General features: G+C 69.4%; 22 protein-coding genes. 8 read left to right on the top strand and 14 right to left on the bottom strand.

Annotation, left to right across the window (positions count from 1 at the left end; translation table 11 throughout):
• Positions 1-5: 5 nt before the first annotated feature.
• From J2S63_RS00510 to J2S63_RS00480, 7 genes are all read right to left on the bottom strand, one after another.
• The gene (locus J2S63_RS00510) at positions 6-1556 is read right to left on the bottom strand and encodes a sensor histidine kinase (protein ID WP_310297175.1); all 1551 of its coding nucleotides are present in this window, start codon (positions 1554-1556) and stop codon (positions 6-8) included.
• Entirely contained in the window at positions 1553-2479 is a 927-nt protein-coding gene (locus J2S63_RS00505) for a type II secretion system F family protein (protein ID WP_310297171.1), read from the bottom strand. Before J2S63_RS00505 ends, J2S63_RS00510 begins: the two co-directional genes overlap by 4 nt.
• A 16-nt stretch (positions 2480-2495) precedes the next feature.
• Positions 2496-4454, bottom strand: a complete 1959-nt coding sequence (locus J2S63_RS00500; RefSeq protein ID WP_310297169.1) for a type II secretion system F family protein — start codon at positions 4452-4454, stop codon at positions 2496-2498.
• Entirely contained in the window at positions 4454-5848 is a 1395-nt protein-coding gene (locus J2S63_RS00495; protein WP_310297166.1) for a TadA family conjugal transfer-associated ATPase, read from the bottom strand. Before J2S63_RS00495 ends, J2S63_RS00500 begins: the two co-directional genes overlap by 1 nt.
• A 3-nt stretch (positions 5849-5851) precedes the next feature.
• Positions 5852-7069: a CpaE/TadZ family protein gene (locus tag J2S63_RS00490; RefSeq protein ID WP_310297162.1), complete on the bottom strand. Its 1218-nt coding sequence runs from the start codon at positions 7067-7069 to the stop codon at positions 5852-5854.
• 4 nt (positions 7070-7073) lie between these two features.
• Positions 7074-7805, bottom strand: coding sequence for a Flp pilus assembly protein CpaB (gene cpaB / locus J2S63_RS00485; RefSeq protein WP_310297159.1), 732 nt, complete (start codon positions 7803-7805; stop codon positions 7074-7076).
• Positions 7806-8026: 221 nt separating this feature from the next.
• The gene (locus J2S63_RS00480; protein WP_310297154.1) at positions 8027-9847 is read right to left on the bottom strand and encodes an AMP-dependent synthetase/ligase; all 1821 of its coding nucleotides are present in this window, start codon (positions 9845-9847) and stop codon (positions 8027-8029) included.
• Between the two features lie 114 nt (positions 9848-9961).
• Between J2S63_RS00480 and J2S63_RS00475 the strand changes: the two genes are divergently transcribed.
• The 3 genes from J2S63_RS00475 to J2S63_RS00465 are packed head-to-tail and all read left to right on the top strand — an operon-like array spanning position 9962 to position 11957.
• Positions 9962-10405, top strand: coding sequence for an SRPBCC family protein (locus J2S63_RS00475; protein WP_310297152.1), 444 nt, complete (start codon positions 9962-9964; stop codon positions 10403-10405).
• Positions 10402-11604 (top strand): ArsA family ATPase, encoded by a 1203-nt coding sequence (locus J2S63_RS00470; protein ID WP_310297149.1) that lies wholly within the window; start codon positions 10402-10404, stop codon positions 11602-11604. The genes J2S63_RS00475 and J2S63_RS00470 overlap by 4 nt, the downstream gene beginning before the upstream one ends.
• Positions 11601-11957: a hypothetical protein gene (locus tag J2S63_RS00465; protein WP_310297146.1), complete on the top strand. Its 357-nt coding sequence runs from the start codon at positions 11601-11603 to the stop codon at positions 11955-11957. The genes J2S63_RS00470 and J2S63_RS00465 overlap by 4 nt, the downstream gene beginning before the upstream one ends.
• A 10-nt stretch (positions 11958-11967) precedes the next feature.
• Here the strand turns inward: J2S63_RS00465 and J2S63_RS00460 are convergent, their stop codons facing one another.
• The 4 genes from J2S63_RS00460 to J2S63_RS00445 all read right to left on the bottom strand — a co-directional run bounded on the left by J2S63_RS00460 (position 11968) and on the right by J2S63_RS00445 (position 15688).
• Positions 11968-13803 carry a TadE/TadG family type IV pilus assembly protein gene (locus tag J2S63_RS00460; RefSeq protein WP_310297142.1) on the bottom strand — a complete coding sequence of 612 codons (1836 nt, stop codon included), beginning with the start codon at positions 13801-13803 and terminating at the stop codon, positions 11968-11970.
• Positions 13800-14192, bottom strand: a complete 393-nt coding sequence (locus J2S63_RS00455) for a TadE/TadG family type IV pilus assembly protein (RefSeq protein WP_310297139.1) — start codon at positions 14190-14192, stop codon at positions 13800-13802. The genes J2S63_RS00460 and J2S63_RS00455 overlap by 4 nt, the downstream gene beginning before the upstream one ends.
• A gap of 238 nt (positions 14193-14430) precedes the next feature.
• Entirely contained in the window at positions 14431-14919 is a 489-nt protein-coding gene (locus J2S63_RS00450; RefSeq protein WP_310297136.1) for a hypothetical protein, read from the bottom strand.
• Positions 14920-14932: 13 nt separating this feature from the next.
• The gene (locus J2S63_RS00445; protein WP_310297133.1) at positions 14933-15688 is read right to left on the bottom strand and encodes an alpha/beta hydrolase; all 756 of its coding nucleotides are present in this window, start codon (positions 15686-15688) and stop codon (positions 14933-14935) included.
• A gap of 90 nt (positions 15689-15778) precedes the next feature.
• On the opposite strand from J2S63_RS00445, the gene J2S63_RS00440 reads away from it, so the two are divergent.
• The 4 genes from J2S63_RS00440 (at position 15779) to J2S63_RS00425 (ending at position 19347) form a co-directional block, all read left to right on the top strand.
• Positions 15779-16525: a lysophospholipid acyltransferase family protein gene (locus J2S63_RS00440; RefSeq protein WP_310297131.1), complete on the top strand. Its 747-nt coding sequence runs from the start codon at positions 15779-15781 to the stop codon at positions 16523-16525.
• A 4-nt stretch (positions 16526-16529) separates the two neighbouring features.
• Positions 16530-17771 carry a MacS family sensor histidine kinase gene (macS, locus tag J2S63_RS00435; RefSeq protein ID WP_310297128.1) on the top strand — a complete coding sequence of 414 codons (1242 nt, stop codon included), beginning with the start codon at positions 16530-16532 and terminating at the stop codon, positions 17769-17771.
• A gap of 68 nt (positions 17772-17839) precedes the next feature.
• Positions 17840-18484, top strand: a complete 645-nt coding sequence (locus J2S63_RS00430; protein ID WP_310306543.1) for a response regulator — start codon at positions 17840-17842, stop codon at positions 18482-18484.
• A complete protein-coding gene (locus J2S63_RS00425) occupies positions 18484-19347 on the top strand; it encodes a hypothetical protein (protein ID WP_310297126.1) in 864 nt (287 codons plus the stop codon). The genes J2S63_RS00430 and J2S63_RS00425 overlap by 1 nt, the downstream gene beginning before the upstream one ends.
• Here J2S63_RS00425 and glpK read toward each other — a convergent pair.
• Positions 19344-20828, bottom strand: coding sequence for a glycerol kinase GlpK (glpK, locus tag J2S63_RS00420; RefSeq protein WP_310297123.1), 1485 nt, complete (start codon positions 20826-20828; stop codon positions 19344-19346). The two genes, J2S63_RS00425 and glpK, sit on opposite strands and share 4 nt — an antisense overlap.
• Positions 20829-20903: 75 nt before the next feature.
• Here glpK and J2S63_RS00415 point away from each other — a divergent pair, with 75 nt between their 5' ends.
• Positions 20904-21932: a 6-phosphofructokinase gene (locus J2S63_RS00415; RefSeq protein WP_310297120.1), complete on the top strand. Its 1029-nt coding sequence runs from the start codon at positions 20904-20906 to the stop codon at positions 21930-21932.
• Between the two features lie 48 nt (positions 21933-21980).
• Here the strand turns inward: J2S63_RS00415 and J2S63_RS00410 are convergent, their stop codons facing one another.
• Both J2S63_RS00410 and J2S63_RS00405 read right to left on the bottom strand, forming a co-directional pair.
• Entirely contained in the window at positions 21981-23273 is a 1293-nt protein-coding gene (locus J2S63_RS00410; RefSeq protein WP_310297119.1) for a glycosyltransferase 87 family protein, read from the bottom strand.
• The gene (locus J2S63_RS00405; protein ID WP_310297117.1) at positions 23251-23733 is read right to left on the bottom strand and encodes a hypothetical protein; all 483 of its coding nucleotides are present in this window, start codon (positions 23731-23733) and stop codon (positions 23251-23253) included. The genes J2S63_RS00410 and J2S63_RS00405 overlap by 23 nt, the downstream gene beginning before the upstream one ends.
• Between the last annotated feature and the right edge of the window lie 49 nt (positions 23734-23782).

Raw genomic sequence — 23782 nt, 5'->3', positions numbered from 1 at the left:
GCGGGTCAGTCGATCGTCACTGAGACTCTAGTGCCCTTGTCGCCCGTCTCTGCGACTTCCTCGCCGATGTCGAGCCGAGCCCCGACTCGCTCGGCCCGCTCCCGCATGATCATCAAGCCGTAGGAGTCGGGGCGAGCGGCTCCGAGGCCGCCGCCGTCGTCCTGCACGGTGATGCGGGCCGTCGGTGGATGGATCCTGCAGTCCACCCACAGGTTGCCGCCCCGGCTGTGCTTGCGGGCGTTGGTGATGGCCTCCTGCGCGATGCGCAGCAGCTCGGCCTCAACATCTCCGCGAAGGCGGGTGGGACCTTCGTCGAGGGTCAGGTGGACGGTCATGCCGGATCTTGCCCCGACGGCGCGGACGTAGTCCGAGAGCGTCGATCCAAGGCCCCCAGAGGTGCTGATCTCGCTCCTCAGGTCGAAGATCGACAGCCGAAGCTCGTTCACCACACGTGTGATCTCCGACCGCAGACCGTGCAGGCGGGTTCGCTGACCGTCGTTGGTCGCTGTGGCCGCGAGATCATCGACCACGTAACCCAGAGAAGCCAATTCCTGCGCGACGCCGTCATGGATCTCGCGCGCCAGTCTCTGACGCTCCTCCTGCGTCGCCAACGACCGCAGCTCGTCCCACACGAGTGCAGTGTCGAGTCGGAGAGCCAGCTCGTCGAAGCTCGCCATGAGCCGGGCAGTGAGGTCTTCGGTAGGAGCCTCGGACGCATCCGCTACGGCTACCCCGACCAGGCGATCACCCAGCCTCAGGGGTAGCGCCGACCGGTGCCGGCAAGTGGCCATGCCTGACTCCTGCGCGCCGGCGGCCGGGCGACGCGTCCTGGCGGCTTGCTCAACCAAGGGGCTGTCTGACCGGATAGCGTCCTTCGCTCCGTGCCCGCGATAGGCGAGGGGAGACATCACGCCACCTTCGGTCAGGATGAAGACAGCAGACCGAGCCGCTCCGAGCTCTTCTTCGAACCCATCCAACATCTGCTGACTGATGGAGACGGGGTCGAGTCCGGACGAGAGGCGTCGTGTCACAGTCCGCAGCTGGCTCAGCAGGCGGCGCGCAGAGGCGTAGGACTCCTCGTCGGCCGTGGATTCTCCACGAAGACGGTAGATCCAGTTGGCCAGAAGTCCGACGCCGAGACTGGCGAGCACCCAGGGGGCGGATACCTCGATCCCTTGCCGGGTCGTTGTCGCTGCGTCGCCGAGCACGAGCGTGATCAGCATCCCCGCCGTGGCCATGCCGGAGGTCACGACAACGGCGCGCCGTTCTGCGTACACGCCGACGAGGAGCGACGGGATGGCCATGTAAGGCAGGAGAAGGGCCCCATTTGGCAACGTCAGCCCGATGACAATCCCTGCAAGAGTCGACTCGAAGGTGCACAACCAGGTGGGGCTCAGCCAGGTGAAGCGCGTACAGCCGATGGCCGCGCCGCCGACGACGGCAAGGAGCAGAGTCCCCTGGATGGCCTGACCCTCGCCAAACGCCAGGGTGAGGCCGAGGATCGTGGCGAGGCAGAAGACCCTCGAGGTCAACCCAAGGCGACCCAGAGAGGTCACCCGACGCGACCCGAGAACGCCTCGACCATGGAGATGCCAGCCGGTCCGAGGACCGCGATGAAGAGACAGGGAAGGATGCAGAAGATCAGGGGGACCAGGATCTTCACCGCTACCTTCTGCGCCTTCTCCTCCGCTCGTTGCCGACGCTTGGTCCGGATCTCGCGGGACTGGACCCGAAGGACCTGTGCGATCGGGATGCCGAGAGCATCAGCCTGGACCATCGACGAGACGAACCCCTTGATCTCTTCCACGTTGGTTCGTTCCCCGAGGGCGCGAAGAGCGGCACCTCGCCCCATGCCGATCTGCATCTCCTGCAGCACGCGGGCGAACTCCTGAGCCAAGGGGCCGTCGGTGTTGCGAGCGACCTGCGACAGCGCTGCGTCGAAGCCGAGACCAGACTCGACCGAGATGGTGAGCAGGTCGATGGCGTCAGGGATGGCGCGTTGCATCGCGTTCGTCCGGTCGTACCCCTTCTGGTAGAGGTACATGTTCGGTCCCATGTAGCCGATGACCGCGAAGCCGATGCAGAACACGAGCATGAGGCCCAGTCCGAAGCCGAAGAGCAGCGAGATGATCAGGCTCAGCACCAGCATGGCGACAAAGCCGATGAATTTCAGCGAGGTGACCCGGTCGACGGTCCACCCCGGCGGGTTGCCGGCGATCTCGAGCTTCTGGCGGATGCGGTCGTTGTGGTCGGACGGGGTGAGCTTCTTGCCGATGCCCAGGGCCCTGTCCACCAGCGGTCCCATGACACGGTCCTGGAAGGAGGGCTCGAACTGCCGTTGCATCTCCTGCGGTGCAGCGGAGAACGCCTCGATCACGGTGAGCGACTTGCTCACGCCTCGTGCTTCGTTGGTGAACACGCCGATCGCGGTCAGGCTCAGGAAGATGGCGACGAAGATGGCGACGAGCCCGGCGATCATGAGAATCGTTGCCACGTCAGACCTCCACCTTGACGAGCTTGCGCATCCAGAAGATCCCGGCCGTGAGCAGGACGCTCATCACGACGAGCATGGCCCAGCCGAGGGGGTTGGTGTACATCGGCTTGAGATACCGCGGGTTGGCGAGGGCGAGATAGGCCATGAAGCCAGGGGGGAGGCCACCCAGGATCCAGACCGACAGCCTGCCCTCAGCCGAGAGGGTGAGGACCTGTCGCTCGAGGTACTCCCGCTCGCGGATGGTCTCAGCCACCTTGTTGAGCAGCTCGGCCAAGTTGCCGCCGACCTCGCGCTGGATCCGGATCGCCATGACGACCCACTCGAAGTCGACGCTCTGCATGCGATCGGCGACACCCATGAGGGCGTCCTCTATCTCCACGCCGAGCCGGGTCTCCATGAGGGCGCGCCGGAACTCGCCTGCGACCGGGTCGCTGCCCTCGCGGACCACGGTGTCGACCCCTTGGGCGAGCGACAGTCCCGCTGACAGTGCACCTGACATGAGCTGCAGGGTGTCGGCCAGCTGGCTCTTGAACTTCTTGAGCCGGCGACGTCGGGCGAACGAGAGATAGAACCATGGGCCTGCGATGCCGAAGAACAGGCCGAGCAGCATGAAGATCGCGTTGCCCCCTGTCATCAGGAGCCCGATCAGGGCGAGCAGCACGGCGACCCCCATGTGCATGAGCAGCCACTCGGCCGGCTTGAGGCTCATCCCCGCGGCCTCGAGGCGGTCGCCGAGTGCGGACTCGAGGCCCTTCTGACCCTCCAGCGCCTTCTCGACGCCGGCGACGGCCTGCTGGGTCACCGACTGGTTCTCAGGCTCCTTGGCGGCGGCGGCGAGCTTCTTCGCGCCCTTGCGCGTGTAGGCCTCGATGCTCCGGTCGACAGCGTCCTGCTGCTTGTTGGCACCGACCGCTCCGGAGGCGAGGAGGACGATGAACGCAAAGGCAACTGCCGCAGCCGCAAGGCCGGCATACATGGCTTCGGCGGGGATGAGAAAACCAGTGTCGGCCGGCACGATCTTGCTGGCTGCCTCCCCCCCGCCAGGCTTGACCTCGGGCTTCGGGAAGCTGACGAACGCATCGTCCGTGACGGGAGAACCGTCCACCTGCAGGGTGACTGCGAGGGTGCCTTCCTTGCCAGCCAGCGCCTTGTCGCCCTTGATCGTCACGAGGACCTGGCTCGCAAGAGCGTTGGCCTGGTCCTCGAAGAGCCCCTGCAGGGCTGCGGGGTCGTCAGCTGCGATCTGGCGACCGCCACCAGCGGACGCGATCTCCTCGAGGAACGGCGTGCCGGCTCCTTGTGCCAGCGCGACGACGTCCACGACGACCTTCGACTTCTTGGCGGCGGCGGTGGCGGCGCCAAGAGGAGTCTTGTTGGTGTTGTTGCCGTCGGAGAGAAGCAGGACGCTGCGCGAACCCTTCGATCCGGCGGTTTTCACCGCTTGGATCACCCCGTCATAGAGGCTGGTGCCGCGGGAGAGGGTCAGGCCGTCGATGGCGTCGTCGAGGGTGGCGGTGTCAGTGGTGGGCTCGGCGACGACCTTCACAGTGTCGGCAAAGGTCACGAGCCCGACATTGACGTCGTCGGGGACGTTCGCCAGGAACGCTTTGGCCGCGGCCTTGGCCTGGTCGAAGCGTCCGCCCCGGGCCATGCTGTCGCTGACGTCGAGGGCGAGCACCGTGGTCCGCTCGACCTTGTCGGCCGCTTTGGAGAGCGACTCGGCCGACGCCGTGACCGGGTCGCCGTCGAGAGTGGCTGTCACCGTGGCGAGGTCCGGGGTCGTCCCCGCCGGCACGTCGTCGAGCGACACCACGACCCGCAGGCCGCCATCCTTCGGCTCGATGTAGTCGATGCTGCTCGTCGCCGCCAGAGCAGGGGCTCCGGCCAGCAGCAGGAGGGCGCCTGCGGCGCCGGCCGCGAGGACCGATCGGAGCGCGGTCCTCGTGGCTCTCCGCGACATCAGCCACCGTCCCGGGCGAAGATCATCGGGTCGACGTGCACGTTGTGGTGGGACAGCTTCTCGAGGAACTTGGGTCGGAGGCCGGTCGCCTTGAGCGAGCCGCGACTCCGGCCGTTCTCGTCGTGGCCCATCGAGTGGTCGAAGAGGAAGATGTCCTGGAGCGTGATGATGTCGCCTTCCATCCGCTCCACCTCGGTCACGTGGGTGATGCGACGCGAGCCGTCACGAAGTCGCGCTTGGTGGACGATGAGGTCGACCGCGGAAGCGGTCTGCTCGCGGATCGCCTTGATCGGCAGGTCCATGCCCGCCATCAGCACCATGGTCTCGACGCGTGCGAGCGTGTCGCGCGGCCCGTTGGAGTGGACCGTGCAGATCGAGCCGTCGTGACCCGTGTTCATCGCCTGGAGCATGTCGAGCGCGGAGGCGTCGCGGACCTCACCGACGACGATCCGGTCGGGCCTCATGCGCAGTGAGTTCTTCACCAGGTCGCGGATGTCCACCGCACCGCGGCCTTCGATGTTGGCCGGGCGCGACTCGAGCCGGAGGACGTGGTCCTGGTGCAGCTGGAGCTCGGCGGCGTCCTCGATGGTGATGATGCGCTCGTCGCTGGGGATGAACGACGAGAGCACGTTGAGCGTCGTGGTCTTCCCCGCACCCGTGCTGCCCGACACGATGATGTTGAGCTTGCCGCGGACGCAGGCCGACAGGAACTCGGCCGTGCGCTGGGTGTAGGTGCCGAACGCCACCAGGTCGTCGGACTGGTAGGGGTCTGCCGAGAACTTCCGGATGGTGAGCAGCGAGCCGTCGATCGCCAGCGGAGGGATGACGGCGTTGACCCGCGAGCCGTCGGGGAGGCGAGCGTCGACCATCGGGCTGGACTCGTCGACGCGTCGGCCGATGCGCGAGACGATCTTGTCGATCGTGCGGCGCAGGTGCTGCTCGTCGCTGAAGCGCCCTTCGACGCGCTGGAGGCGGCCGCCGCGCTCGATCCAGATGTCGTCGCAGCCGTTGACCATGACCTCGGTCAGGTCTGGATCGCGGAGGAACGGCTCGATCGGGCCGTAGCCGAGGATGTCGTCGGCGATCTCCTGGGCGATGCGGGTGCGGTCGGCCGGGGTGAGGATGATGTCCTCGTCCTGCATGGCCTCCTGCAGCGCCCCGCGGACCATGCGCTCGAGCTCACCCTGGGTGAGGTCGGCGTCGTAGAGCTTGGGCCCGAGCTGGGTGAGCAGCCGGTTGTGCACGGTGTGCTTCAGCTCGCGGAAGGCGTCGGTGTCCTCCCGCTTGGCACGGCCTGCCCGGCTTCCGCCTTCAGGGAGCGCGTCGTTCTTCTTGGGCGCGTTGGAGGCCCGGTCGCGTGAGGCCGCGGCGAGCCGGTCGGCGAGACTGCTCATGGACTACCTTCCTTGACGGCGCAGAAGCCCCCGCTTCGGCGTCGCGGTGCGCGAGGGGTCGCCCTTGCCGTCCGACCCCTGTCGGCCGGACTCGCTGGGCTGCTTGCCGGCGCTGACGCCGGTGATCACGTCGGCCAGTCGGTTGATCGCCTGGCTGACGACGTGCTTGGGCTGTGAGGCGGTGATCGGCTCGCCGGCGTTGGTGGCGTTGGCGACCTCCGGCGACGTGGGGATCGCTTGGGCGATCTTCATGTCGAGGGTCGCCTCGACCTTGTCCGAGGAGAGCCCGACCTTGTCGTCCGCGCGGTTGAGCACCAGGTGCCGCCTCGGCTTGGGGAAGTTGAGCAGGTCCAGCGTCTCGGAGGCGATCTTGACGTTCTTGAGCGTGGGCACGTCGAGAGTGGTGACGAGGAGCAGCTCGTCGGTCTCGTCGAAGGCCTGCAGGACGTGCTCGTCGAAGGCCGGCGAGGTGTCGACGACCACCCAGTCGAAGTTCTGCTTGAGGATCGACAGGATCTTGTTGATCAGCGAGGGCGGGATCGAGTCCTTGGCATCGGGCTGCACGGGCGCCACGAGCGTGGTGAAGCCGCGCCGATGCGGGGTCAGCAGCGGCTCGAGGACGGCGAAGTCCAGCCCGTCCTCCAGGGCGACCGCGTCCGCGATCGTCCGTGCGGGGAACAGCTGGAGCGTGATGGCGATGTCACCGAAGCCCAGGTCGAGGTCGACGAGGCAGACGTGCAGGTCCCGAGCGGTCAGCGCGACCGCCATGTTGGCCGCGATCGTCGTCTTGCCGACGCCCCCCTTGGGGGAGAAGACCGTCACCAGCTTGCCGGTGGGGGTGTCCAACGCGCTGTGGGCGGGACCAGTCACGGCTCGGTAGACCTGGTGGGCGCGCTTGATCGCTTCACCCAGGCCGCTCAGGTCGCGCTCCTCCACGACCTCGCGCATGCCGGAGCGGAGTGCCTCGGCCAGGACACTGGTGTCCACCCGCCGGCGCATCAGGATGACGCTCACGGCCGGGCGAGTGACTCGGAGGTTGTCCGCGAGCGACGCGGCGGCCTCGAGGTCGACCGTCGGTCCGATCACGACGGCGTGCTCCTCCGGGGACTCCGCCAAGGCACGCTTGAGCTCGTCGAGGTTGGGGACGACCTTGGTGCCGACGCCGGCGACGGTCATCACCAGCTCGGCGTTGGAGTCGTTGGGTTCGACGACGATGGGCATCAGATCACCGGAAGAGGTTCGCCTGGGTGGTGCCCGAGTCCGGACTCACCTTGGACTTGTCGGTCAGGAGGCCGAAGGACAGCTCTCCGTGGGTGGAGGCGTACATCAACTTCTCCGCCTTCTTCTGGTCGACAGCGAGCGTGAACAGCGTACGCGGCAGGGTCTCCGTCGTCTGGGTTCCGGACTCGGCGGTCGTGGTCGACGTCGTGACCGTGGTGGCTCCGACCGCGATCACCTGCACCTTGGGCAGCAGAAGGCGAGTGCCGTCCTGACCCTGCGCACCGATCGGACCGTTCATGAAGACTGCCACGTTGGAGCCGGGCGAGACGAAGCCCGCAACCCGCCCGGTGTCCGACAGGTTGACCGAGATCGCGAACTGGCCCTCTGGCATCGCCAGAGGGTCCTGCTCTCCGACCGCGCCGAACTTCGACAACGTGATCTGTTCGCCCGGGAACACCCTGGACAGGGCGACCAGCGTGCCGTTGTCGCCGACGCTGGTGATGGCGCCCTCGAGGAAGTCCTCGCGCGGCACCGTGTCGATGTTGAGCTTGCCCGCCGCCTGAGCCTTCGCGAGCGACTCGCCGGGCTCGATCTGGGCCACGGCCTTGAGGACCTTGACCGGGTCCTGCTTCTGCTCGGCCCGCTTGTCCGCCCCCTGGACGTAGATGAAGACCATCGCGCTCCCCACCACTGCGATGAGGAGTGCCACGATCAAGATGACGGTCCGACGTCCCATACGTCACGATCCTTCAAGTCAGCCATGCCCGGTGCAGCGGACATGGGAGCTCTGGTTTCCCCCTGATGCGCAGACCACAGAATTCCGCATGGAACGGGCGCCTGCCACCCGAATGAGAATATTGATACGGATGTGACCTCCGGGCGTAGGGACGATGGTCCGTGTCGCACGGCACAGCGTGGGGGATGCTGAGCCGGCCGACCGGCCACTCGGTCGCAGCGTCAGGGCAGGTAGAGGTCGTCGACGACCGCACGATGGCGGCGTACGACGACGTGGCGCCTCAGCTTCAGGCTCGGGGTCAGCTCCCCGGACTCCTCGGTCCAGGTCTCCGGGACGACCGCCCAGCGCCGGATCGACTCCGCCTGGCTGACCCGCTCGTTGGCCCGGTCGACCGCCACCTGCAGCTCGGACAGCAGTTCGTCGTCGACGGCGAGGGAGGCGAGATCGGTCGAGCGGCCGTGGGACCGCGCCCAGGCGGTGGCCGCCTCGCGGTCGAGGGTGACCAGGGCGGCCACGAACGGCCTCGCGTCCCCGACCACGAGGCAGTGGTCGACCAGCGGATGCGCACGGATCGCGTCCTCCATGGGGCCAGGGGAGACGTTCTTGCCGCCGGCGGTCACGAGGATCTCGCGCAGGCGGCCGGTGACCCGGACGAAGCCCTCGTCGTCGATCTCGCCGAGGTCACCGGTCCGCAGCCACCCCTCCGCGGTCATCGGGTCCGGGGTCGACTCCTGCTGGTGCCAGTAGCCGGAGAAGAGGTGAGGTCCACGGACCAGGAGCTCCCCCTCGCCACTCACCCTGACCGACGTCCCGGGAAGCGGGCGGCCGACCCTGCCCACCTTGTGGTCGCCGGGCGCGGTTGCCGTGGTGCCACCGGTCGTCTCGGTGAGTCCGTAGCCCTCCAGGACCGGGATCCCGGCACCCCGGAAGACGTGGCCCAACCGGTCCCCGAGCGGAGCACCACCGGCGATCGCGTGGGTGAGTCGCCCGCCGAGCGCCTCCCGCATCGGGCGGTAGACGAGTCGGTCGAGGACGGCGTGACGGGCGCGCAGCACGCGGCCCGGTCCGCGAGGAGTCTCCAGCGCCTGGCTGTAGGCGATGGCCGTGTCCGTCGCCCGGTCGAACAGCGCCCCGCGGCCGTCGGCGGCGGCGCGCTGGCTGTAGACGGTGAAGATCTTCTCGAAGACCCGAGGGACACCGACCAGGAAGGTGGGCCGGAACTCGGCCAGGTCGTCGACCAGGGTCCGCATGTCGGTCGCGTAACCGAGCCGAACGCCCGTGCGGATCGCGGTGACCTGCACCAGCCGCGCGAGCACGTGCGCGAGCGGGAGGAAGAGCAGCGTCGAGGCGTCGTCCCGCTCGAGGACGGGTCGGAGGACCTCGGCCGTCGCCGACGAGCCGAAGATGAGCTGACCGTGGTCGAGGCGGCAGCCCTGCGGGGTGCCGGTGCTCCCGGAGGTGTAGACGAGTGTCGCGGGGGACGAGTGGTCGACAGCGGCGCGTCTGCGCTCGACTTCAGTCGCCTCGACCGCCGACACGGAGGGCAGGGGGTCGGTGGCCTCCGACGTGGAGGCGTCCTGGGTGAGGGACCAGACGTGCTCGAGTGCCGGGAGGTCGGGGCGTGCGGACCTCACGAGGTCCGCGTGGGCCGGGGTCTCGACGAGGACCGTGCGCGCACCGCTGTCGCGCAGGACATAGGCGATCTGCTCGGCCGAGGAGGTCTCGTAGAGGGGCACCCCGACGCAGCCGACGAGCCAGAGCGCGAAGTCGGCGACGGTCCACTCGTAGCGCGTGCGCGAGAGCAGGGCGACGCGATCACCCGCCTCGAGCCCCGCCGCCAGGAAGCGCCGCCCCCAGGTCTCCACGTCCTCGGCCAGCTCGCGTGCCGTGACCGGCTCCCAGCCGCGTCCGGCGCGGCGGCACGCCACGACCGTGTCCGGGCTCTCCTGGGCACGACGCAGCACGTCGTCGACCAGGTTGAGCGACTCGTGGCCGTGCACCGCGTAGGGCCGGTCGAGCGGCGGGGAGGAGTACTCACGCATCGTCGGCGATCGTACGGTGGTCGAGCAGCGAGCGCAGCGACTGGCCGGTCGACGCCACTCGGTAGGCTGGCCGCTCGCCAGCCCCACACAGCACCGCTCGAGGAGTCCCGGTCCATGGCCGACAAGACCAGTTCCAGCATCGTCATCGGCGCTCCGGCCGAGCAGATCATGGACGTCATCGCCGACTTCCCCGCCTATCCGCAGTGGGCGCAGGGGATGCACGTGGCGCAGGTGCGCTCGTCCTTCCCCGACGGTCGGGCCGAGGTCGTCTACTTCGAGATCGAGGCCACCCCGATCAAGGACGCCTACAGCCTCAAGTACGACTGGCACGGCGACAAGCGGGTCGACTGGACGCTGGTCGATGGCAAGATGCTGCGCGGCCTCGACGGCTCCTACATCCTGGAGCCGCAGGGGAGCGGCACCAAGGTGACCTACCAGCTGGCCGTCGACCTGAGCATCCCGATGATCGGCATGCTGCGGCGCAAGGCCGAGAAGGTCATCATCGACACCGCGCTCAAGGGTCTGAAGAAGCGCGTCGAGTCGTTGCCCGCCGCGTGAGCGAGCAGCAGGGCGCCGACGTCCGCGTCCTCCTCCTCACCGGCAAGGGGGGCGTCGGCAAGACGACCCTGGCCGCGGCCACGGCCGCCGGCGCGGCACGTCGTGGGTTGCGGACCCTGGTGATCTCCACCGACCACGCCCACTCCCTGGGCGATGCCTTCGGCGTGGCGGTCGGCACCGCCCCGACCCCGGTGGCAGAGCTCCTGTGGGTGCAGCACGTGAGCACCCAGCAGCGGTTCGAGGAGTCCTGGCTGACGGTCCAGGGCTACCTGCGCTCGGTCCTCGATGCCGCCGGGGTGGACCCGATGAGCGCCGAGGAGCTGACCGTCCTGCCCGGCGCCGAGGAGGTCCTGGCGCTGCTCGAGCTCCGTCGGCAGGTCAGGTCGGGGGAGTACGACGTGGTCGTGGTCGACTGCGCGCCCACGGCCGAGACTCTGCGGCTCCTGGCGCTGCCCGAGGCCCTCAACTGGTACATGGACCGGATCTTCCCGGCCAACCGACGGCTGGTCTCGGCGCTCCGGCCCGTCCTGAGCCGGGCAGCCGGCGTCCCCATGCCCCAGGACGCGGTGTTCGAGGCGGTCGCCGCGCTGCACCGGGACCTGGCTGACCTGCACGACCTCCTGACCGGCAAGAACGCGAGCGTCCGGCTGGTGCTGACCCCCGAACGCGTCGTGCTCGCCGAGGCGCGGCGGACCTACACCTCCCTCGCGCTGTTCGGCTATGCCGTCGACGGGGTCGTCGCCAACCGCGTCTTCCCGGGTGAGGAGGGGGACGGCTGGCTCGAGGGCTGGGTGCGCGCCCAGCGCGTGGTCCTCCAGGAGGTCGAGGAGTCCTTCGCCGACCTGCCGGTGTGGCGCTCCGCCTACCGGGCCGAGGAGCCCACCGGAGTCCCCGCGCTGCTCGCTCTCGGCGACGACGTCTACGGCGACGACGACCCGTTGGCGCTGCCGACAGGTCCCGAGCCGTTCCGCCTCGAGCGCGACGGGACGGACGCCGAGCTCGTCCTGTCACTCCCGCTGACCGCGCGGTCCGACATCGACCTCGCGCGCCACGCGGACGACCTGATCGTCACGGTCGGCTCCTATCGCCGGGTGCTGACGCTCCCGACCGCCCTCCGCGGCGCCGAGGTCGCGGGGGCGCGGCTGCGGGACGGCTCTCTCCGGGTGCGCCTGCGTCCCGCTGAGGGAGCGGCGGGATGAGCGACGATCGCGACGAGGTCGGGTCCGTCGGCGAGGAGGCAGCCAAGCTCCTCGGGGCGCTGCAGGACTGGGCCCGCGACACCGGCGCGGCGCACGCCGGCGGGGTCGCGGACGACCTGGGGGCGCAGGTGCGTGACCTCGGCGCGCACCTCGCCCACGGGGAGGACTGCCGCTACTGCCCCGTGTGCCAGGCGATCCGCGTCTTCCGTGAGACCAGCCCCGAGATCAAGCAGCACCTGGCGACTGCCGCCGGCTCACTTGCCCAGGCAGTCAGTCTCTATCTCAGTGCCTCCTCGCAGGGCAGCACGCCACGGTCGGCGGAGCCGCAGCACATCGACCTCGACGACGACTGAGCGGCGGGCCTCAGTCGACGAGCCGGACGACAGCTCGCCCACCGTCGAACCACTCCACGTCCTCCCCGTCAGGGTCGACCGGGATGGCGTTGTAGTTGAAGGCGAAGACCTGGACGGCGAAGACCTGGGTGCCGCCGGTGTTCATCTGGACGCCGTTGTCCGCGGTGGCGCCGCTGGTCAGGGTCTCGTCGGTGAGGAAGACCGGGGCGAACTGCTTGATCGCGATGTACTTCTTGTCCGTTCGATCGGTGGCATAGACGATCGGGACGTAGAAGAACCGGGGCGAGTCCTCGATCGACTTGTCCAGCAGGTCGAAGTCGGATCCGTCCTTGGCGATGTCGGCCAGGGTGACCCCGGGCTTGAGGTAACAGGAGAGGGTGTCCCGGTTGATCTTGGACCACTGGAAGTGGCCGTCGTCGGCCTTGGCAGGCGCCCGCTTGTCTCCGTTGGCCGTGCACAGCGGGCTTGTGTCCGCGCTGAAGAGGCGACCCTTGACCGTCCCGTCGGGTCCTCCGGTCATGCCTGACAGGAGGCCGTTGGTCAGGTAAGGCGGATCGTTGCCGGCCTCGACATAGATGCAGTTGTTGCCGTCTCTCACCGTGTTGTCGATCTTGGCGCCACCAGGATTGCCGTCGCTGTAGCACTCCGGATTGAGGGTGATGTCGACGCCGGGAAGGGCCAGGCTGGGCTCGAACTCCTTGAGCTTGTGGTCCAGGCCCAGCGCGATGTTGTAGCCGTACGCCTTGTTCATCGCGGTCATACCCGTCCGAGGACTGTCGATCTGGCCGAAGTTGCCACGCTCCGAGTCGTCACAGCCGACCTCGCCACCTCCACCTGTGACCTCGAAGACCAGCGGCTCGCTCTGGCTGCCCACGGTTGCCGAGGCCGGGCCGGGGTCAGCGCTGAAGACGGTGGTGCCGGGGACGGGCGTGCCGGCGACGATGTTGCGGGCGCCCCACACCTCCCACTTGCCGACGGTCGAGGTCACCTCGGGACCGACGCCGGGGATCGTCACGGTCTGGGTGCCCGGCGTGGAGCCGACCTTGCCCGGGATGGCGAGGTTGACGGGGTAGACGGTCGGGTTGCCGGCCCAGGCCGTGGGGGCACCGAAGGTGAAGATCACGGCGCCCTTCAGCGGGGCGGCGGGTGTGCCCTGCGCGACGGTGTTCTCGTTCGAGAACGTGACGTCGATCGATCCTGTGGTCGTGCCGTAGGGGGTCGTGTTCACCGAGATGTTCGTGACGTGGAACCGGGTGCTGACCGTGAAGCCCTGCGAGGCAGGGGAGTAGGTCGGACTCGCCGAGGGTGAGGTGTGCGGGTCGGTGTCGCCCTCGACGGGGCCATAGACACAGCTGGCCGGCAGCCACATCGGCAGGATCTTGTCGGGCTTCGGGGTCAGAGCCCGCTTCTCCACCGTGCCGGTGCGCGCCACGCTGACGTTGTTCGCGCCGATCACGCTGGCGAAGCCGAAGTTCACCTGCGACAACGGCGGCACCACCTTCAGCTGCGTGTCCTTGGGGAAGGAGATCTCGCCGTTGGCGTCGTTCCCGTCCTGCAGCGCGCTGGCGGTGACGTTGGGCTGGTCGCTGCTGATGCGGTTGTCGTTGAGGTAGTCCGCCACGACCTGTGCGATCTGCAGCTGGTGTGCTGAGTCGCCCGCGGGCAGCTCCTGCCCGCCGGCCAGGGCTGCCAGGTCCGCTTGGCTCTGGGACTGCCGGGCACGGGCCCAGGCGTTGCCGAGGTCCACGGACATCGCGGCCAGCACGAACAGGAGGGTGGCGCTGATCGCCACGATGACGGCGATGGCTCCTCGGTCCTCGCGATGACGCTGGAAGCGAATCCTCATGAACACTCCTCGGGAGTGGTCGGTTCGAACTCGACACGCGTGTCCGCCACCGTGGAGACCTCGCCATCCCCTGGGACCGGGATCAACGGGAAGTGGAGGTTGAGGCTGTCGAAGCTCACCGTGACCTTGACCAGCTTGCCGATCCCCGTCCCGTCCGGGTACTCCCGCTTGACGTCGATGACGTCGCCGAAGTTGGCCGACCCTACGCGCGCCTTGACCCACGGCACGAACTCAGCGCACGTGGCCATCTTGCCGACGGAAGCCGCGCGTGCTGCGTCGCGGGCTGCTGCCGAACCGCCCTGCATCGAGAAGAAGTACAAGCCGTACTGGATGATCCCGAAGACGATCAGCAGGAGCAGGGGGACGACCAGGGCGAACTCCACCGCCACGGCCCCACGCTCACCCCGCCGCACACGGGGGCGCCACGCGGTGACGGTGCGAGGCGACATGCGGGCTCCCCAGGAAAATTCAGCGGGCGGAGTGCGCATACTCCGGCCCCAGTGTGGCAATGCTAGGCCAGCGTCTACTCGACCAGAAGGTCGTTTGTCCAGATTTGGGCGAACATCCCCCGAGGTGAGGACATAAGGCCCCCTCAGTTTGGACTACCGACCGCCCCCGCGGGGCGGATCAGAGGCGCGCGCCGTCGTCCCAGCCGTCGTGGCCACGGCCGGCGCCCATCGTCCAGACGAGGTAGCCGAAGCCGCCGACGAACGACACGAACAGCCCATAGCCGACGTACGACGGCATGGCGAGCGGGCTGATCAGGAGCAGCAGGCCCAGGATCGGGGCCCCGAAGAGGGCGATCCAGGCGGCGAGCCGGCGGGGCTCGGGACGGGGGATCGGCGGCGGGGGCGGCGGCTCGAAGTGGGCCTCGTCCTCGGCGGCCGGACGGGTCGGCTGCTCGTCGGGCCACGCCTGGCGCAGCAGTCGCTTGAGGCTGTCGTCGGAGGAGGCGGGCGGCGGAGAGGGGCGGGCCTCCTTGCGGACCTCCTCGACGTCGGGGGTCGGTCCCCAGTCGGCGATCAGGCGGGAGAACTCGGCCTCGAAGTCGAGCTCCGGCTCCTCGCGGGGGGCGTCGGGCTCGTCCGGGTCACGGTCGGCGGGGTTGTCGGGCATCACGGGCTGGGCCTCAAGAGGTCACGCGGGCGATGAACGAGGAGGCGCGGTCGAAGATCATCGGCGCGTCGTTGTCGAGGGTGGCCACGTGGTAGCTCTCCTCGAGCACGACCTCCTCGAGGTCGCGCGAGGAGACGCGCGACATGATCGCCCGACCCGACGACGGGTCGAGCACGTGGTCGACCCGGGAGCGGAACATCAGCAGCGGCTGGGTGATCTCGGCCAGCCGCTCGCGCACCCGCGGCATCTCCTTGAACAGCGAGGCGGCCGCCTTGAGCGGGGTGCGCGGGTAGGCCTGCTCCTCTTGGCCGGGCTTCTTGATGTCGTTGCCGATCGCCGGGAAGGCGGGCACGACGTGCTTGAGCACCGGCAGGAGCTTGACGTCCTTGCGGTTGCTGTCGACCGCGGGGTTGACCAGGACCAGGCCGGCGATGTCGCGGCCGTGCTCCTGCGCGAGCGCGAGGCTCAGCAGCCCGCCCATCGACAGCCCGCAGAGCACGACGTGCTCGTGCTCGGCCTTGAGCTTGGCGAACGCGGTGCCCGCCTCGGCGTACCAGTCGTCGTACGTCGTCGCCTGGAGGTCCTGCCACCGCGTGCCGTGACCGGGCAGCTGGGGCAGGGAGACGGAGTAGCCGCGGGCGTGGAGGTCCTCGGCCCACGGCCGCATCGCGGCCGGGCTGCCGGTGAACCCGTGGACCAGCAGGACGCCGACGCCGGCACCGGGCACGGAGGCGTGGAACGGTGCGGTGGGAGAGGACGGTGAGGTCACGCCCGCCATCGTCGCACGCACCCCAGAGGCAGGCTAGGGTGAACCGTCCCGGCCGAGAGGTGTCAGCACGGAGTCAGACAGGAGCGTGGGTTGTTCTACTGGTTCCTGAAGTGGATCGCCTTGGGTCCGGTGCTCAAGCTGGTCTTCCGACCGCAGGTCGAGGGCATCGAGAACGTCCCCGAGGAGGGGCCGGTCATCCTGGCCAGCAACCACCTCTCCTACGCCGACTGGCTGTTCATGCCGCTCACGCTGGACCGCAAGGTCACCTTCGTGGCGAAGGCGGAGTACTTCACGACGCCCGGCTTCAAGGGCTGGCTGCAGAAGATGTTCTTCACCGGCGCCGGCCAGGTCCCGATCGACCGCACCAGCGGTGACGCCGCCTCCGGCGCCCTGACCACGGCCAAGCGCGTGCTGCACGGCGGGGACATGTTCGGCATCTACCCCGAGGGCACCCGCTCGCACGACGGCAAGCTCTACCGCGGCAAGACCGGCGTGGCCCGCCTGGCCATCGAGACCGGCGTGCCGGTCGTCCCGGTCGCGGTCGTCGGCACCGACATCGTCGCGCCGCCCGGCAAGAAGTTCGGCCACTGGACGCGCCCGCGGGTGCGGTTCGGCAAGCCGCTGGACTTCAGCCGCTACCAAGGCCTCGAGAACGACCGCTTCATCCTGCGCTCGGCGACCGACGAGATCATGTACGAGATCATGAACCTCTCCGGCCAGGAGTACGTCGACATGTACGCCTCCCGCGCCAAGGCGCTCGACAAGGAGAGGGCCGCGACCGCCGGGAAGGGGTCGACCGCCGGGGGCTCCGAGGACTCCGCCCGCAAGGTGTCCTGACGCCATGGCCCAGCAGGGTCCGGCGCTGAGCGTCCGCATCGGGGGCCCGTCGGCCGCGTCGGTCGTCGAGGCCAACCTCTTCCGAGCCCTGGTCGTGCTGCGCGCGATCGTGCTCGCCTACGCCGTCGCCCTCAACCTGGGGCGCTTCGACGAGTTCTCCCGTCCGGTGCTCGCCGGGGTCGCCCTCGCGGTGATGACCGTCTGGTCGGTGGTCGCCTCCTGGGCCTACCTCACCCCGGCGCGCCGCACCTGGCGGTGGTACGCCGTCGACCTGGCCGTCGCGGTCGGGCTGCTGCTCCTGACCCCGCTCGTCCAGTCCGAGGCGATGCTCGCGCGCCACGCCTCGACCCTGCCGACCTTCTGGGTGATGACCTCGGTGCTCGCCTGGTCGGTCGGGCGGGGCTGGTGGCAGGGCGGTCTGGTGGCGCTCGTGGTCTCCGCCGCCGACCTGTCGGTCCGCACCGTGTCCAGCGGCGCGACGTGGGGCAACATCTTCCTGCTCCTGCTCGCCGCGGTCGTCGTCGGCTTCGCCGCCGACCTGGTCCGTCAGGCCGCCACGCTCCGCGCCGAGGCCGAGCGCACCGCCGCCGTCCTCACCGAGCGGGCCCGGCTGGCGCGGGTCGTCCACGACGGGGTGCTCCAGGTGCTTGCGCTGGTCCAGCGGACCGGTCTCGAGGCCGGCGGCGAGATGGCCGAGCTCGGCCGGCTCGCGGGGGAGCAGGAGGTGGCGCTCCGCCGCCTCGTGCAGTACGACGCCCGCACCGTCGCCGAGGAGACCGCCCGTCTCGCGGGCGACGGGGTCCGGGTCGGCGCCTGGGACGTGCGGAGCGGCCCTGTCGACCTCGGCGAGGCCCTCGCCGCCGCGGTCGGCCCACGGGTCACCTTCACCGGGCCGGGCACCCCGGTCGTGCTGCCCGCCTCCGTCGTCGACGAGGTCGTCTCGGCAGCTCGCGCCTGCCTCGACAACACCGCCGCCCACGTCGGCCCCGACGCCCCGGCCTGGGTGCTGCTCGAGGATCTCGGGCACGAGGTGGTCGTCACCGTGCGTGACGCCGGACCCGGCATCCCCGAGGGCCGCCTCGACGAGGCCCGCGGGCAGGGGCGCCTCGGCGTGACGGAGTCGATCGCCGGCCGGCTGCGCGACCTCGGTGGCCGTGCCGAGCTCACGACCGGGCCGTCGCTGGGCACGGAGTGGGAGCTCGTCATACCCCGTCAGGACTCGGACCGACCAGGAGGACACCGATGACCGTTCCCGAAGGCGCACCCTCGGACGACGTCACGAGCGCCGACACCGGCTCGGCGACGCCGCGGGTCATGGTGGTCGACGACCACCCGATGTGGCGCGACGCGGTCGAGCGCGACCTGAGCGCGGCCGGCCTCAGCATCGTCGCCACCGCGGCCACCGGCAGCGAGGCGATCAACCGTGCCCGGGCGACCCGGCCGTCGGTCGTGGTGCTCGACCTCAACATCCCCGAGCCCAACGGCGTCGACGTCACCGCGACGCTCGTGGCGGAGGACCCGACCGTGCGCATCCTCGTGCTCTCCGCCTCCGGTGAGCAGAGCGACGTGCTCGAGGCGGTCAAGGCGGGCGCGAGCGGCTACCTGGTCAAGTCGGCGTCCAAGGCCGAGCTGATCGACGCCGTACGCCGGGTCGCCGCCGGGGGCAGCGTGTTCACCCCGGGGCTGGCCGGCCTCGTGCTGGGGGAGTACCGCCGGCTCGCCGAGGGCGGGTCGGCCAAGGACGACGACACCGACCTGCCGCGCCTGACCGACCGGGAGACCGAGGTGCTGCGGCTCGTGGCCAAGGGCTTGTCCTACAAGCAGATCGCCGACCGGCTCGTGCTGTCGCACCGCACCGTCCAGAACCACGTGCAGAACACCCTGCGCAAGCTGCAGCTGCACAACCGGGTCCAGCTCGTGCGCTACGCGATCGAGCAGGGCCTCGACGACGAGCTCTGATGGGCGCCCTGGACGACGAGGCGACCGCCCTCTACGCGCTGCCCGTGGAGGAGTTCACCGCTGCGCGCGACGCCCGGGTCAAGGAGCTGCGCGGCTCGGACCGGCCGCTCGCCGACTCGGTCAAGGCGCTGCGCAGGCCGACCGTCGCGGCGTGGGCGGTCAACCAGCTCGTGCGGCAGCGCGAGGACCTCGTGCGCCAGGTGCTCTCGATCGGCGACTCCCTGCGCGAGGCCCAGGCCGGCGCCGAGGGCGACGCGCTGCGCGAGCTGTCAAAGCAGCGGCGGCAGGTGGTCGCGGCTGTGGTCACCCAGACGCGGGAGCTCGCCGACGACGAGGGCGTCCGACTGACCGACGCCGTGGCGGACCAGGTGGCGGCGACGCTCCAGGCCGCGCTGGCCGACCCCGAGGCGGCGGAGCAGGTGCTCGCCGGGTGCCTGGCACAGCCACTGACGTCGACGGGGGTGGCGTCGTTCGGCGGGGTGGGTGACCGTCCGGCCCCGGCCAAAGGCACCCGCGCGACCGTCACCGACATCCGCAGCAAGCAGCCCGAGCCGGTCGACCCCAAGAAGCGCAAGAAGGCCGAGAAGCGGGTCAAGCAGGCCGAGAAGGCGCTCAAGCAGGCGACCAAGCGGCACGAGGCCGCGCAGGAGGACCACCGCTCCGCCCAGGCCGAGCAGCTCCACCTGGAGTCCCGGCTGGAGGAGCTGCGCCGGCAGCTGGCCGAGGTCGAGACCGAGGCCGAGCAGACCGCCACGCGGGTCGACGAGCTCGAGGGGGAGGTCGAGGAGACCGAGGAGCTGGTCGACGCGGCCAGGGAGAAGCTGGACGAGGCGCGGGAGAAGCTCGCCGGGCTGGACGACTAGGCCCAGCCCTTGGCCCGCTCGACCGCCTCGCGCCACTGCCGGTGGGCGGCGTCGGAGGCCTCGCGGTCACCGCCGGGCTCGAAGGCCCGGTCGAGCTTCCAGGTCTCGCGCAGGTCGTCGGTCGAGGACCACACCCCGGTGCCGAGGCCCGCGAGGAACGCCGCCCCGAGCGCGGTCGTCTCCACGATCTCGGGCCGCTCGACGGTGACCCCGAGCTGGTCGGCCTGGAGCTGGCAGAGCAGGTCGTTGGCCGCCGCGCCGCCGTCGACGGTCAGACTCGTGAGCGGCGCGTCGTCGGGCAGGGTCTCGATCACGTCGCGCACCTCGAAGGTGATCGCCTCGAGGGTCGCGCGCACGAGGTGCGCACGCGTCGTACCCCGGGTGAGGCCGATGATCATGCCCCGGGCGCGCGGGTCCCAGTCGGGAGCGCCGAGACCGGTCAGGGCGGGCACGAAGACGACGCCCTCGGTGGAGTCGACGGTGCCGGCGACGGCGGCGGTCTCGGCGGCGGACCCCACGATCTGGAGCCCGTCGCGCAGCCACTGCACGGCCGCGCCGGTCACGAAGATCGCGCCCTCGAGGGCGTAGGTCAGCTCGCCCTCCGGTGACTTCCACGCCGCCGTCGAGAGCAGGCCCGCGTCGGAGCGCACCACCTCGGTGCCGGTGTTGGTGAGGATGAACGACCCGGTGCCGTAGGTGCACTTGGTGTCGCCGACCGCGAAGCAGGTCTGGCCGAACAGCGCCGACTGCTGGTCGCCGGCGATGCCGGCGATCGGGAGCTCCAGCCCGCAGAACGCCTTGGGGTCGGTGGTCGCGATGTCGCCCCAGGACGGGACGATCTCGGGCAGCGCCTCGCGGGGCACGCCGAACAGGTCGGTCAGCTCGTCGGACCAGTCGCCGGCCTCGAGGTCGAACAGCAGCGTCCGCGAGGCGTTGGAGACGTCCGTGACGTGCCAGGTGCCGCGGGTCATCCGCGCGATCAGGTAGGAGTCGACCGTGCCGACCGCGTAGCGGCCGTCCTCGACCATGCCCCAGGTGTGCTTCTCGTGCTCGGCCAGCCAGAGGAACTTGGTGCCGGAGAAGTAGGGGTCGAGCCGCAGCCCGGTCAGCTCCGCGACCCGCTCCTCGTGCCCCTCGTCCTTGAGCCGGGTGCAGATGTCGGCGGTGCGCCGGTCCTGCCACACGATCGCGCGGCGGGGCGCGTTGAGCGTCTCGCGGTCCCAGAGGACCACGGTCTCGCGCTGGTTGGTGATGCCGACCGCCTTGAGCGCCGGACCGCCCGTCTCGTCGTACGCCGAGAGCGCGGCGCGCGTGGCCTCGATCGTCGCCTGCCAGATCTCCTCCGGCGCGTGCTCGACCCACCCGGGCCGGGGGAAGTGCTGGGAGAACTCCTGGTAGCCGCGGGCCGCGATGGTGCCTTCGGGGGTCACGACGACGGCGGTCACGCCGGTCGTCCCGGCGTCGATGGCGAGAACGCTCATGGGCGCGACCCTAGTGAAGAGTTACCGCCCGGTTGGGCTGGATCGTTCCAACCTCCGGGGTCTACGGTGAGCCACATGCGAGTTGGAGTACTCACCGGAGGCGGGGACTGCCCCGGCCTCAACGCCGTCATCCGCGCCGTGGTCCGCAAGGGCGTCGAGGTCTACGACTTCGACTTCGTCGGGTTCCGCGACGGGTGGCGCGGTCCGCTCGAGAACGTCACCTGCCCCCTCGGCGTGGCCGAGGTCCGCGGGATCCTGCCGCGCGGCGGCACGGTGCTCGGCTCCTCGCGGACCAACCCGTTCAAGGTCGAGGGCGGGGTCGAGCGGATCAAGCAGAACCTCGCCGACAACCACGTCGACGCGCTCGTGGCGATCGGCGGCGAGGACACCCTCGGCGTCGCCACCAAGCTCTCCGACCTCGGCGTCAACGTCGTCGGCGTCCCCAAGACGATCGACAACGACCTGTCGGGCACCGACTTCACCTTCGGCTTCGACACCGCGGTCAACATCGCGATGGAGGCGATCGACCGCCTCCACACCACCGCCGAGTCCCACCACCGCGTCCTGGTCGTCGAGGTGATGGGCCGCCACGCCGGCTGGATCGCCCTGCACGCCGGCATGGCCGGCGGCGCCAACATCGTGCTGATCCCCGAGAAGCCCTTCGACATCGACAAGGTCTGCGCCTACGTCGAGGAGCGCTTCAAGAAGTCCTACGCCCCGATCGTGGTCGTCTCCGAGGGCGCGGTCCCCGTCGACGGCGGCGACATGACCCTGCAGAGCGGCGAGACCGACGCCTTCGGCCACGTGCGACTCGGCGGCATCGGCGACCGACTGGCCAGCGAGATCGAGCAGCGCACCGGCAAGGAGGCCCGCGCGGTCGTGCTCGGTCACGTCCAGCGGGGCGGCACCCCGACGGCGTTCGACCGCTGGCTGGCCACCCGCTTCGGGCTCCACGCGATCACGGCGGTCGCCGAGAAGGACTTCGGCACGATGGTCGCGCTGCGCGGCAAGGACATCGTGCGCGTCCCGCTGATCGAGGGCACCGGCGAGCTCAAGGTCGTCTCGCCGGAGGAGTACGCCGAGGCCGAGGTGTTCTTCGGCTGATCCCGCTGGCGGATCTCGCCGACGTCTGGTCGACGCGACCTCGGCAGGTCAGTTGACTCGCCTTTGCGTGGCGAGCCAGTGCCGACGTCGCAGCGTCCGCATGACGCCCCATACGGTCACCGCGATCAAAGTCCCCAGCACGTAAAGGTTCTCCATCAGGACCAGCCACGCCACTGGCACGTCTTGCGGCATGTGTGCGCGGTACCTTGCGACTGGCAGCAGGAACAGGAGCCAAGCCGCGCTCGCGATGGCCAGGCGACGTACCTGCGATTCGCGAGATTGCGGCGAGCCCACGAAGGCCACCGCTGCAGGGACGATCCAGGCCCAATGGTGACTCCAGCTAAGTGGAGACACGAGGCAGCCGAGGAGACCGACGCCGGAGATCTCGAGGAGCATGTCTGCGCGTTGTCGCGGCCTTTGGCTCCACCAGAGGTACAGCGCACACAGCGCGCCGCATGCCAGAACCCAGATCAACCCGGCATGTGCGACTTCCAGACGGTCGAGCATCCCCCGGATGGACTGGTTGTCGGTGTCTTTGGAGGGACCGATTCTCTCCGTGTCGAACAAGTACTTGGTCCAATACGCGTTTGCTGGTCCTGGCGCGACGACGAATCCGATGACAACGGTCGTCGCGAAGGTGAGCAGGGCGCGCATCGCCGTGCGGTAGTCGCGGTGGGCGACGAGGTACAACAGGAAGATGGCGGGCGTCAACTTGATGCCAATTGCTAATCCCAGAAGAATCCCTGCCCACGCTGTTTCCTTGGGGCGGGTCAAGTCCCAGAGGATCAGGACCAGGAGGAGCAGATTGATCTGGCCAAGGATGATGCCGGAGTAGATGGGTTCGAGTGCTGATGCCGCCAGAGTGAGCGGAAGTACCCACCACACCGACCAACTGGTCGCTCGGACGCAGATGTGCAGGCATGCAGCCAATAGCGCAAATTGGACGACTTTCGCCGCGACCGTCACGACGGCGAAAGGAATGTAGGAAAGGCCTGCGAAGACCAATGCGGCGAATGGGGGATAGGTCAGCCCGAGGCCGTAATAGCTGAAAGAGTAGATTTCGTTTGGTCCGTGACGGAAGACCTCTCCGACCCGCCAATAGATCTGCAGATCAAAGGCGTTGAAGGGGATCCGGCTGAAAAGAAGGCCGAGGGCCAGGCTGATAGCGGCGACGGACAGGTAATACCAGGGCTTGTTTGCAGAGGATGCGCGCCTTGAAGATTCGGGGTCGTCCGAACGCCACGCTCTCGCCCCCGCCGGGCCCATGCCACGTCGAATCTCGTGCTCGACTGCTCGAGGCATCTGCTGGAGGCGTTCTTCAGGCCGGCGGGTGGGCAGCACGAAGGTTCATCAGCGCCATGACGACGGCGCACTGGACCCCGTTGATGCACATCCGGGGCGCGCCGACGGCGAGCTCCTTGCGGCGGTGCTGCCACATCGCGCGCTCGACGCCCTCCTGGACGAACAGCGCGTCCTCGAGCTTGCTGGTCGCGCCCTCGGCGATGAAGGGCATCAGCCGCTCACCGGCGGTGAGCAGCCACTGGAACGGCCCGCGACCCTGGGGGGTGAGGCCGTCGCTGAGCTGCTGGAGGTCGGGCTCGACCGGCACGGTGGCCAGCGCGCCGGAGGTGAGCAGGGCCCAGACGGCCACGTCACCGGTGCCGTCGGCGAGGGGGATGCGCAGCTCCAGGACGTCCTCGACGTGCCCGTCGCACTGGCACGCGCCGTACGCCGGCGGTGTCCAGTCGACCTGCTCGATCTGCTCGTCCCCCGTGGCGCGGAAGCGCTCCAGCAACCCCATGCGGCCGTAATCTACGTGACCCGTGCCGGAAATGTCCCCATGTCCACGC

It is taken from the genome of Nocardioides marmoribigeumensis (assembly GCF_031458325.1).
GTDB classification, from domain to species: Bacteria; Actinomycetota; Actinomycetes; order Propionibacteriales; family Nocardioidaceae; genus Marmoricola_A; species Marmoricola_A marmoribigeumensis.
Note: the sequence above shows the minus strand (reverse complement) of the source record. Positions and strands in the feature narration are given on the sequence as shown.